General features: G+C 56.4%; 11 protein-coding genes and 2 tRNA genes. 6 read left to right on the top strand and 7 right to left on the bottom strand.

Annotation, left to right across the window (positions count from 1 at the left end; genetic code table 11):
* Positions 1-412 precede the first annotated feature (412 nt).
* On the bottom strand, positions 413-1,303 hold the full coding sequence (purU, locus tag KXG62_RS27205) for a formyltetrahydrofolate deformylase (RefSeq protein ID WP_218095172.1): 891 nt from the start codon (positions 1,301-1,303) through the stop codon (positions 413-415).
* 38 nt (positions 1,304-1,341) lie between these two features.
* Complete coding sequence (locus KXG62_RS27200) at positions 1,342-2,469, bottom strand: deoxyribonuclease IV (RefSeq protein WP_218095171.1); 1,128 nt, start codon at positions 2,467-2,469, stop codon at positions 1,342-1,344.
* A gap of 146 nt (positions 2,470-2,615) precedes the next feature.
* Here KXG62_RS27200 and KXG62_RS27195 point away from each other — a divergent pair, with 146 nt between their 5' ends.
* Positions 2,616-3,050 (top strand): DUF2621 domain-containing protein, encoded by a 435-nt coding sequence (locus KXG62_RS27195; RefSeq protein ID WP_218095170.1) that lies wholly within the window; start codon positions 2,616-2,618, stop codon positions 3,048-3,050.
* 104 nt (positions 3,051-3,154) lie between these two features.
* Here KXG62_RS27195 and KXG62_RS27190 read toward each other — a convergent pair whose 3' ends face one another.
* Entirely contained in the window at positions 3,155-4,528 is a 1,374-nt protein-coding gene (locus KXG62_RS27190; protein WP_218095169.1) for an S-layer homology domain-containing protein, read from the bottom strand.
* Positions 4,529-4,675: 147 nt separating this feature from the next.
* A complete protein-coding gene (locus KXG62_RS27185; protein WP_246627661.1) occupies positions 4,676-4,855 on the bottom strand; it encodes a putative motility protein in 180 nt (59 codons plus the stop codon).
* A 169-nt stretch (positions 4,856-5,024) separates the two neighbouring features.
* Here KXG62_RS27185 and KXG62_RS27180 point away from each other — a divergent pair, with 169 nt between their 5' ends.
* The gene (locus tag KXG62_RS27180; RefSeq protein WP_218095168.1) at positions 5,025-5,303 is read left to right on the top strand and encodes a hypothetical protein; all 279 of its coding nucleotides are present in this window, start codon (positions 5,025-5,027) and stop codon (positions 5,301-5,303) included.
* A 163-nt stretch (positions 5,304-5,466) separates the two neighbouring features.
* On the opposite strand, the gene KXG62_RS27175 is transcribed toward KXG62_RS27180, so the two are convergent.
* A tRNA-Leu gene (locus KXG62_RS27175) sits at positions 5,467-5,549 on the bottom strand.
* A gap of 145 nt (positions 5,550-5,694) precedes the next feature.
* Between KXG62_RS27175 and KXG62_RS27170 the strand changes: the two genes are divergently transcribed.
* From KXG62_RS27170 to KXG62_RS27155, 4 genes are all read left to right on the top strand, one after another.
* Positions 5,695-6,063, top strand: coding sequence for a DUF2500 domain-containing protein (locus tag KXG62_RS27170; protein ID WP_246627660.1), 369 nt, complete (start codon positions 5,695-5,697; stop codon positions 6,061-6,063).
* Between the two features lie 447 nt (positions 6,064-6,510).
* Complete coding sequence (locus KXG62_RS27165) at positions 6,511-7,341, top strand: AraC family transcriptional regulator (RefSeq protein ID WP_218095167.1); 831 nt, start codon at positions 6,511-6,513, stop codon at positions 7,339-7,341.
* A gap of 151 nt (positions 7,342-7,492) precedes the next feature.
* A complete protein-coding gene (locus KXG62_RS27160) occupies positions 7,493-8,512 on the top strand; it encodes a MerR family transcriptional regulator (protein ID WP_218095166.1) in 1,020 nt (339 codons plus the stop codon).
* Between the two features lie 200 nt (positions 8,513-8,712).
* Positions 8,713-9,414 (top strand): class I SAM-dependent methyltransferase, encoded by a 702-nt coding sequence (locus KXG62_RS27155; protein ID WP_218095165.1) that lies wholly within the window; start codon positions 8,713-8,715, stop codon positions 9,412-9,414.
* Positions 9,415-9,511: 97 nt separating this feature from the next.
* Here KXG62_RS27155 and KXG62_RS27150 read toward each other — a convergent pair whose 3' ends face one another.
* Positions 9,512-11,020: a sulfatase family protein gene (locus tag KXG62_RS27150; protein WP_218095164.1), complete on the bottom strand. Its 1,509-nt coding sequence runs from the start codon at positions 11,018-11,020 to the stop codon at positions 9,512-9,514.
* A 275-nt stretch (positions 11,021-11,295) separates the two neighbouring features.
* Positions 11,296-11,378: transfer RNA gene (locus KXG62_RS27145), tRNA-Leu, on the bottom strand.
* Positions 11,379-11,460 lie beyond the last annotated feature (82 nt).

The raw sequence follows: 11,460 nt of genomic DNA, 5'->3' as shown, positions 1-11,460 counted from the left end.
CACGTGTGCATTGTCGTTTATTTAAACTTGCCTTATTGTACCATTCCCTGTCCCAGTTTGCCATAACAAACGGCGAAACATACGTGAAAAATTTGTGTTCCCCATTCCTGCGGCTTCCCGCACCCGCACGGGACGCATGACGACAGCAGAGCCCTGGCGAGCTGCCGCACGACATCTACCGGACGTGTGCGCAGGACAACCGCCAGGCAGAGGCTTGCCGGCAGATACGCCTGTCCTCCGGTCAGCCGACTGCTTCGCTGCCTGCAACAAGACGACTCTGCGATTGCTTTAAAGTGGTGAAGCGCACAGCGGCGAGGCAGCGGTGCGACCGCCTTCCCTGCCGCACCGCACGCCAAGAGCACGGATTCGGCAGGCTCCGCCGAGCCCGCCGTTCCGCGCGTTCGCTCTCTTTTTAGCTGAACACTACCGTTTTGTTCTGGTGCACGATAACGCGATCCTCCACATGCCACGACACGGCGCGCGCCAATACGGTCCGCTCGATGTTGCGCCCGATCCGCTTGAGGTCATCGACGTTGTCGCGGTGGCTGACCCGCTGCACGTCCTGCTCGATGATCGGGCCGCCGTCCAACTCCTCGGTCACATAGTGCGCGGTCGCGCCGATGATTTTGACGCCGCGGTTATACGCTTGCGCATACGGCTTGCCGCCGACGAAAGCCGGCAGGAAGGAATGGTGAATATTGATGATCCGGTTCGGGAAATGCTCGATGAATTTCGGCGTAATGATCTGCATGTAGCGGGCCAGAACGACAGCGTCCACTTCGCCGGACACCAGCTCCAGCTGGCGCTTCTCCGCCTCGGCCTTCGTCTCGGCCGACACTGGGATATGGTGATACGGGATGCCCAGCGGCTCGACCAATCCCCGCATATCGTCATGGTTGCTGATGACCATGGCGATCTCCGCATCCAGATCGCCGGATTGCCAATGCCACAGCAGCTCCAGCAAGGCATGCTCTTCCTTGGAGACGAAGATGGCAAGCCGCTTCTTCCGATCTGCCCGGGTCATGCTCCACTCCATCCGAAACTTGGCCGCAACCTCGGCGAAGTCGGCCTTCAGCTGCGCCTCCCGGCTGTCCAGCTTCTCGAGGTCGAACTCGATCCGGATGAAGAACAATCCGCCTTCCGGGTCCATCGTGTATTGATCCGATTGTACGATATTCGCTCCGTGCTCGAACAGAAATTGCGATACCGCCGCAACAATGCCGGGTTGGTCCGGGCACGACACAAGCATGCGCGCGCGGTTCGTCAGATCGGCGCTTTTCGTTGGGGTTACTTTTTGAATCATGATGTTCTGTCTACTCCTTCAGCTGCTATTCCTTTATTTTATACGGCGGCAAACAGATGCTCGCCCGCGAACCAAGCGGTCAACCGCTGGTTTACCTGTTCTTCGTTTAGCTCCGGCAGCAGGCTTTCGGCCAGCACCATATCGTACAGCCGCTCCATCGGCTCGCGGCCGTCGGCTTTTTTGGCCTTCGCGTCGGTTTTCAGCACATCCCACGTTTGCAGCACGTATTCCCGCGCGCGGATATCCTGCTTGGTGAAGAAATGGTCCAGCTTCTCGACATCGCTCAGAAACTCTTCGCCGAAACGCTCCTTCACCGTACCGCCGAGCAGCGCGATCTCCGTCTCGTACATCGGACGCTGGCTGTTGTCCTCTTTGCCGATCCACGGCGTCTCGAGAATAAACGGCAAATGCTTCAACTGCTCATGATGCACGACGCCGTGCATCGCCTTGAATCCGATCCAGCCCGCTCCGACAGGAGCGTGACGGTCTTTACCGGCGCCTCTCGGGTTTTTGCTGTCGTTCAAATGGACAACCGCGAGACGGTCCAGCCCGATGATGCGGTCAAACTGCTCGACGACGCCGTCGAGGTCGTTCACGATATCGTAACCGGCGTCGTTCACGTGGCACGTATCCAGACATATGGTCAGCTTGCCGTTATTCTCGACCTTCTCGATGATCGAAGCCAGCTCCTCGAAGCTGCGGCCGATCTCGGTTCCTTTGCCGGCCATCGTCTCCAGCGCAATGTTCACGTTCGTGTCTTTCACGCCGTCCAATACTTCGTTCAAGCCTTGCGCGATCCGGGAAATGCCGTATTCGGCATCCTTGTCCGTATAAGCGCCGGGATGCAGAACGATCTGCTTCACGCCGATATAATCCGTGCGGCGAATTTCTTCCTGAAGGAAACGGATCGCCAGCTCATACGTGTCTTCCTTATACGACCCAAGGTTGATAATATATGGGGCATGGACGATAATGTCGCCGATGCCGTGCTTTTCCATGAGCGCCTTGCCCTCTTCGATGTATTGGTTTTCTATCGGTTTACGGCGCGTGTTTTGCGGTGCGCCGGTATAGATCATGAATGTGCCGGAGCCGTAAGATACGGCTTCCTCCGCCGCGTTGAGCAGACCTTTATCGGAAAACGATACATGCGAGCCTATCTTGATCATAAGCAAGAATCACTCCTTTTTTATTCACTTTTATTATTCTACTAGGATTGCCGCCAGAAAGCTAGAATAGGAAAAGAATACCTTTAGAACCGAACGTTTTCGTCGCGGCGTATTTTGGGGTATAATGGAGGCGAGGTGACCTTTCGATGAATTCCGTGCACACCGGGTTTATGTGGTTTATATTTTTTTGGGTATTTGTGCTGATCTTTATGATGTCGGTCGGCGGCTACTTCATGTTCCGCAAATTTTTCAAGGTGCTTCCCCGCGAGGACGGCAAATCGAAGCTGGATTGGCAAAATCATTACGTCGAAGCTTCCCGCCATCTGTGGGATGACGAATCGAAGGCGTTTCTGGAGATGCTCGTCGCGCCGGTACCGAGCCCGTTCCGGGATATCGCCAGCCACTCGATCGCGGCCAAGATCGGACAGGTCGCTCTGGAGGACAAGGCGGACCGCGTCACGCAGGAGCACTGCATCAAGGGGTACATACTGGCTACGCCCAAACGGGACTACAAGAGTCTGACCTCTTATCTGGATAAACATCAAATCGACTATTCGCCATACAAGCATTTGCTGCAATAAGCCCCGCTTCCTGCAGCCATACATCCGCCGCGGCCCGGCATATTGAAATGGAAAGGCCGTCGCATCCTCTTCCTATCGGAGTGCGGCGGCCTTTTTCGCTGGTCTTATTTCTTTTTCTTCGTCGGCTCTTCATCCAGCAGAGCGACCGTCACCGTCACGTTCAGCTCGCCGCGCACGTTCGGGTTCGGACTGCGCTGCTGCGAGCGGAGACCTACGGTGGATATGCCGGTCACCGACAGCGTCAGCGGGAATTCCTCCTGCTTCACGAAGGCGATTTTACCGTCCAAGATGATGTACAGATCCACCTTTTCCTTCGCTTTCAGATCCACGGTCATATACCGCTTCCCTTTGGGCTGCACCGCCGCCTCCAGCTCGCCGTTATTCCGCACGTCTTTGACGATGACGCCGTTCTCGTTGAAATAATCCTGCACGCGGATGATCGATTTGTCGGACCAGGACGACGAATTGCTCCCCGGCGGGACAATCACATTGCTGCTGGGATTGTTGTTGAACGTGCCGCCGCCGGACGAGCTCTGCCCTTGCCCCGGAAGAACCGGACCGCCCGAGCCGCCTAACGGCCCGTCTCCGTCCAGATTGACGGTGGAGTAATCGAACAGCCAGTCGTTTCTTTTCAGGAAGTGATACGCCCTGTCGAGAATGGTGACGGCTTCCGCCCGCGTCACCGGTTCTTGCGGACGAAAATAGCCGCCCTCATCCGGCGTCATAATGCCGTTGGCCTTCAAGCTGGCAAGCGCCTTCGTCTGCACGTTGGAAAGCGGGTCGCTGCCAAGCGTGCAATCGTCGCGCTCGTGATCGAGCAGCAGCGTCGTATACATCTCGTCGCTGTCCGCGTTCATCAAGCCGTTCGCCGCATACCGTCCGTCGGCCGTAGCGGCATCATATCCCGCTTGGCCCGCGAAGACCTTCACCGGGACATCCTTGAGCTGAGAAACGACCGAGCAAGCCACCGAATTGTCGAGTCTCCAGTCGATCAGCCGGTTATCGAAGAAAGCATACAGCAGCTGCGCGAGCTGCAGTCTCGTGAGCGGCTTGTCGGGACGGAACGCGAGCTCCCCGCTCCGGTTCACGCCGTAGCCGCCGATGGAGAACGTCGTATCGTACAGCTCCGAAATTTCCTTATACGCCCAATACTGCGCAGGCACATCGGCCAAGCCGCCGAGTTTTCGCGGACCTTCCACATACAAATTCGGCCGGTATCTGTCGAATAGCCGGTATACCATGACCGACCATTCAGCTTTGCTGACCGGCAGTTCCGGACGAAAGCTCCCGTCGGGATAGCCGGTTAATACTTGCTTTTCCGCCATGACACTGATGGAGCGAACCGCCCAATCGTACCTGGCGTCGACATCGGAGAAGCTGGCTGCCGCCCGAATCGCTTGGGCTGGCCAAAGCGTCAGCATCAAGGAAGCCATAAGCATCGCGACAAGCAATCGTCGCATCGGTAAGGAAAGCCTCATCAACTGAATTCCCTCCATTCTCTCATCTTTTATATCGGATGGCCGGAAGGAATTTGTTACCTTTCTCCGAACAAAAAACAGCCCCGCCCAAGCGCAGCCATTTGACGGCCGCCTGTACGGAGCAGTGAAACGCCATGCCGGCACCCGCTATACGCGTATATCCAGACTTTTGCCCAGGTGCGGATGCTGAGCCGCGGCAAAATCGCGCAGCATCGTTGCCGCTTGCGCCGCCTGGGTATCCTTCACTGTATTCAGCAGCGTGATGCCGACCGCCTGCTTGAGCAGATCGGTACCGTTTGCCGCTTGCAATGCCGCATTCACATTCACGAGGCTCACCTTCCCCAACAATCCATATTTCACCAGTATAGTATACGGGATAGGCCATTTTGCGGCAAGAAAAAGGAATCCTCCCGCCGTTTGCAGAATTATATTATAGGTTCCAGGAAATGAAGCTGCCTTGGCGTGCCGCGAGCAGCTATATTGCGAGGTGAGTGCAATGGCGTTTTTCAGCCGGGAGCTTGCGTACGGACTCGTCGCCGTGGCAGTTATACTGTTATTGATCTGGATCGTCGGGTCGAGAAAGCGCAGCCGTAAGGGACCGACTCCGCTGCAGCGAAAAAAGCTGTCGCTGCAAAAGCAAAGCTGCTCTTATTGCAAGCAAAAAGTAAATCCGAAGGAGCTCACCTTCTATGCCGGCCCCGTGCACGGCAAAGTTGTGGGCGTCTGCCGCAAATGCAAGCCGCAGGCGGAGCGGCAGTCTCTGGCGCGGTTATAGGCCGCGGGAAGGCACGCAAGCTTGTGAACGCAGCCTTGTGCGATTGCTGCGTTACAATAGCGATTGCGTATACGACAGAAGGCCAGGCTCGGCAAACCCGGCCCATGCTTGACATGAATAAAGACGCCTTGGGCCCAAGGCGTCTTTCCTGCGCAAATGCATATGCGGTTGAGAGGACTCGAACCTCCACGGGCGTAAGCCCACTACCCCCTCAAGATAGCGTGTCTGCCATTCCACCACAACCGCGTGATGCTGTCATTATATCGCGTTCCGCGGCAAGAGTAAAGTGGGGGCTTCCGGCAATTTCAGGGACCCGTTTTTGCAAATCATGGAACTTTTTATGTACCCGCACGTCTTTATTATCAAAGATTCGACGTTAGGAGCTGATACTGTGCATGTATCGTTCGGCGGACCGCCACCCCTCTTTTCGGTCTTGTTCACCTTAATTCCCATATTCGTGATCGGCGTCTTCGTGTTCGTGATCGGCAAGGGGCTGTTCACCTGGATGAATAATAACGCAAGCGAGAAAGTCGTCGCCTCCGCAACCATCGTATCCAAGCGGACGCAGGTCAGCGGTGGGAGCGGCGACACGTCCGCTCACACTTCGTACTACGTGACGTTTCAGTTCGAGAACGGCGACCGGATCGAGCTGCACGTACGCGGCGCAGACTACGGGCTGATGGCCGAAGGCGATCAAGGCCAGCTCGGGTACCAGGGCACGCGGTTCCTGCATTTCCACCGCGCCGGCACAGGATGGTAACGAACGCCGGGCTTGTCATCATTCCATGCGATCGGAATAATGCGTCCGCCATATGTCCATTCAAGCAATAGCGCGTATGAACGCAAATTTCAGCGCCGTATCTCCCCCTCCCCTGACTCGAACGCGTACCCCCTGCGGAAGCACGGGGGCACGCGGGTGAGCGGCCCGAGCACCATGATCCCGTGATTTCAATGGGCGCGAATTTAAGCATGCGGGCGTGTGATTCAGCACTGCGTGGCGGTCGGTAGGGCCCCTACCGGTAGCACTTATTACCCGGACCCGTGCGTGTGAGTTCCGGGCGCGCCCTCACGTCTGTTCATGCCGCATCCCTTTCTTCGTATCCCCCTCCTTCTCTACCGCGAACGAATCCTCGGATTGCAAGCTCTTCCTACTTCGCCGATAATATATAATAGTTCAACGATCTTGCTGTTGGGGTGGTGGACTTAATTGAAGAAGAACATATTGGTGTGCGGCTTCTCTTACCACACGAGCAAATTTTATACAAGCCATCGGGGGCAAGGGCTTGGCAGTTATTTGATTCGCCTGCAAACGGAAGGCGCCGGCGTCGTCTCGGTGAACGGCCGGGAGAGCCGCCTGGCTCCAGGGGATGTGCTGCTGCTGCCTCCCGGCACCCTCTACGAGCTGCGAATCGGCGAAGAACCTGCGGCTGACCCGTCCGCCGCCAAAATCGCCAGCGGCGATTATTATTTATTTTGCTTGAATGATCAAATGATTGCATGGTGGAATCGGGCACCGCGCAAATGGAAATACCGGATCGAGCCGAGCGAAATGCTATTATCCTTGTGGAAGCAGCTTATATTGGAGAAGCACCGGCTCAGTGAGGATAACCGCGAGCTGACGGCCCATCTGCTCGGCGCTTTCTGCCTGTATCTGGACCGGGCGATTCACGAGACGGATCCCGCCCAGAGCCGACCCTACACGGCAGCCCGCATGAAGCGGTACGTCGAAGCGCACGCGATGGAGACGTTTGCGCTCGAGGACGTTGCCAAGCATGTCGGCTTGAGCGTTTCGCGAGCCGTGCACTTGTTCAAGGAGAGCTACGGCAAGACGATGATCCAGTATGCCATGGACATCCGACTGTCAGGCGCCGTGGACCGGATGAACTATACCTCGATGACACTCGGACAAATTTCCGATAGCTGCGGCTTCAAGAGCTACACGTTTTTCCATAAAGTGTTCAAGGAGAAGTACGGCATCTCCCCGGCGGCCTATCGCAGCAAAGTACAGGAGATGCTGCCTGTTCTTCATGATCGGTAGGCGATGGTATGTTCAGGCTTTTCGCCGACCAGCCTCGCTTCCTCGGCTCTTTACATTGACGTTGCGGAAAGGTTTATCGTAAAAGGAGATCCGTCTCCATCTTCCCCAGACGTTTCCAAACCGCAATCCGGGAAAGGACGACCGCTGTCTCATGCAAATTAAAGAAATCGCCGCCAAGCTGAACATTTCACCGCGGGCCATCCGTTTTTACGAGGAGAAAGGGTTGATTCGTCCGGCCAAATCGGCCGACAACCAATACCGGTCATTTACCGAAGCTGATGTATGGAAGCTGCAGTGCATTATTGCGCTGCGGGAAGTTGGCATGCGCATCGAAGATATTCGGATGGCGCTGATCGAGGTTGAGGCTGGCAACCAGAGCGAGCTGCTGGCGCTGCTGGAGATTCAGCGATCGGTCATGTTCTCGCAATGGCTCGAGCTGAAGCAAATGGTCGAAACGACGGACGAGATGATCTCAATGCTCAAGCAGAAGCAATCGCTGCCTCTCGCCGACGTCTATACGCTGGCCGAGGGCTCCCGAAGACTTCGCGAATTGCGTTCCAGCTGGCATGACCACTGGAACTTCGACAAGCTCGCTCCACTTCACGACGAGCGGGTCGCCGGCGGCGCCGATTACCCCAATTACGACGAAGCGCTAGACCAAACCGTGCGCTGGGTCGCCCCTGCACCGGGCGAGTATGGGCTGGATATCGGCACGGGCACAGGCAATTTGGCCGGGCGGTTTCTGGCTCACGGTATTCGAATGGCGGCAACCGACCAATCCAGAGAAATGCTGAACCATTGCCGCCGCAAATATCCCGGGCTGGAGACGAAGCTCGGCAATTTTTTATCGCTCCCGTTCACGGATCGGCAGTTCCATTTTATCGTCTCCAGCTACGCTTTTCACCATTTGACCGATGAAGAGAAGAAGCTGGCGCTCGCGGAAATGAAGCGCGTGCTGAAGCCGCACGGCCGCATCTGCATCGCCGATCTGATGCAGGGAGGCTTACCAACGGGCAGCCCGCATACGCCCGCCTCTCCTGCAGACGAGCGGCACTTTGCCGATATTCCGCGCTTGATCGGCTGGTTCGAGGCCAGCGGCTACCTTGCCACCTATAAAATGCTGGACGAGCAACTGTGCATCATGTATGCCGTTCCGATCATGCGGCAGTAACCCGGATGTCTGCTGCCGTTGTTTATTCAGGTTCAACAATTACACAGCGATGGTTTTCCGTTCCCGGCTTCATCGTCGGGACGGCCGCTCGCTGCATCCCTCCAGCGTTCTCCCCTCTCCAGTAAAATTCATTCTTGACCTTCTCGCTGCGTGAAGCTGTACGCTCATCTTGCAGCAAAAAAACACTCGAGGAGGCTCACATGCCAAACCACACGGTTATTTATAACACGCAAGCCGATACGTACGATCAGCTCATCTCGAAGCAGCGCTCTCTGCTCCGCCTGATTGAGGCTGTAAGACCCGCAGCCGGACTCGATGCGCTCGATCTGGGCGCGGGGACCGGGCGGTTCTCCATGGCGCTGGCGCCAGCTGTCCGGTCGCTCGTCGCGCTGGATGCATCGGAAGCGATGCTTCGCATCACGGCCGCCAAGCTGGCCGAAGCTGGACATGCCAACTGGCGGACGGAGACGGCTGATCACCGCAGCTTGCCGGTGGCGGACAGCGCCGTCGACCTGGTCGTATCCGGCTGGAGCATCTGTTATATTGCCAGCAGCAACGTCGCGGACTGGCAGCGCAATCTGCAGCAGACGATGGCCGAAATCGACCGCGTCTTGAAACCGGACGGGACGGTCATTGTTTTCGAAACGATGGGAACGGGTGTGGAGCAGCCCCAACCTCCCGATTTCCTGAACGCCTACTACCGCCAGCTCGAAGAAACATACGGATTCACCCGGGCCGTCCATCGGACGGATTACCGGTTCGATTCGCCGGAGGAAGCCGAGCGGCTCACCCGGTTCTTCTTTGGCGATACGCTTGCAGAAGCTGTACGGCATCACCGATGGAGCATCGTTCCGGAATGCGCAGGAATGTGGTGGCGGCACGGCCAGCTGTCGAACGGCTAACCGCATGGCCGAATTTTCATCAGGATCGAATTGATAACGAAATGGTAAGAGGGGAGAAACCCTCGCGCTTCTCCCCTCTTACCGTTCTCCTTCTATATCAAGCATGCCCTATTCGCGGCATCGCCAGCGGCTCTTTGCCGAGCTCCGCCCACACGTATTTGAGCAGCAGCTCCGATTTTAAAGCCGCATGCTCCGGTTCGTCCCACAGATTGTGAAGCTCGCCGGGGTCTTCCTGCAGATCGAAGATTTCACCGTACGTTTGATTGTAGTACACCGTGATTTTATAACGCGCATCCACATATGTTTTCTGATGGATGGTCGTCGGTTCATGTCTGAACTCGCATATCGCATGATCCCGCGCCTGCTCCTGCGCCCCCGTCCAGACAGCGCTTTGATCTACGCCGGTCATCGCGGCCGGTACATCCATCCCGCAGAAGCGCAGCATGGTCGGAGCCAGATCGACGAGCGACTGGATCGCAGCCGACCGCTTTCCTGCGGGCACCTGTCCCGGATAGCGCACGATGAACGGCAGCTTGATCAAATCCTCATAGTGGAATCCGCCTTTATGCTGCAGCCCATGCTGGCCGAAGAAATGGCCATGGTCTGTCGTGAAGACGACCAGCGTTTGATCCGCTAGACCGAGCTCGTCGAGCTTGTCGAGAATTTTGCCGATATATTTGTCCATCAGGCTGATCATGGCATAATAGGTTGCGACGATCCGCTTCCGCTCGCCTTCGGGCATCAAATGCGACCTGTAGCCGTGCACCCCGAATCCGCTTTCGCGCAAATGGCTGAAATCGGGCTTCTGCTGCTGTGTCATCCCGAAATGCGGCGGATTGCGGTCGTGCTCTCCCGGCGTGATGGACGGTATCGTGAGCTGCTCCGGGTCATACATCGTATCCCAAGGCTCAGGTACCAAATATTCCGGATGCGGATCAAAGAAGCTCGACCACAAAAAGAACGGCTGATCCTCGTTCTTATATTGCTCCAGCAGCGCATTCGTCCGCTCCGCGATCCACGTATCATAATGATACGGCTCCGGGATCGGCCATTTGTGCCGCACTTTCTTGTCCATCGTACCGGTCGGCGGCAAAAAATAATCCCGCCAGTTGCTGCAGCCCTTCTCTTCCATCCAGAGCGCATAATGCTGCCCCACATGAGCCTCGTTCGTATGATTGCGCGCCAGCTCGACATGATCGAAGCCGTAGAACGGTCCGTGGAACGATCGCCAAAAGTCCAAATCCTGCAATATCGGATACGATTCCAGCGACGAGTACTGCTCCGTCTCTTTCAGCGGCTGAAAATGCGCCTTCCCGATCAGCGCTGTCTTATAGCCTGCAGCCGTGAAATCTTCTCCCACCGTATGGCGGTCCTCCAGCAGCTTCGTTCCGAGCGTCCAAGCGCCATGCTGGCTCGGATACATTCCCGTAATGATCGACGCCCGCGTTGGGGTGCACGTCGGATTCGGACAATAGGCTCGGGTAAAGGTCGTCCCTTCCTCGGCCAGCCGGTCAAGATTCGGCGTGCGTAACTCCGGATTGAACGCCCCGATGGTGTTCCAGTGCTGCTGATCGCTTGTGATTAACAAAATATTCGGCCGCTTCATTCGAACAACTCCCCGGTGATCTCGATTTGGTTGCACGCTGTTTAAGCTACATTCAGATTACCTTGAACGGGAATAAAAGGGAATGTCATAATGTATTTTGCAAAATGTCAGGCTGGAAAGCACTCCGAACGGCGATGGATATGTTGAATTGTACAAAAGGAATCCTTGCTGCGGGGCGATAGGGGCTGGCAGTTGAGCGGATGGGCGAACGGTTTTTTTCAAAAATTTCGAAAAAGCAAAAAAGCCTGCTCTCGCAGGCTTCTCTTTTATTTCTATGCGGTTGAGAGGACTCGAACCTCCACGAGCGTACGCCCACTACCCCCTCAAGATAGCGTGTCTGCCATTCCACCACAACCGCGCAATAAAAATTAGAAGGGACCGAACTCTCCGAGACTGCGAAGCCATCCTTCCGAAGCGTTGCTCCGACGAACCCTTGGGTT

The sequence above is a fragment of the Paenibacillus solanacearum genome (assembly GCF_910593845.1).
Classification (GTDB): domain Bacteria; phylum Bacillota; class Bacilli; order Paenibacillales; family NBRC-103111; genus Paenibacillus_G; species Paenibacillus_G solanacearum.
Note: the sequence above shows the minus strand (reverse complement) of the source record. Positions and strands in the feature narration are given on the sequence as shown.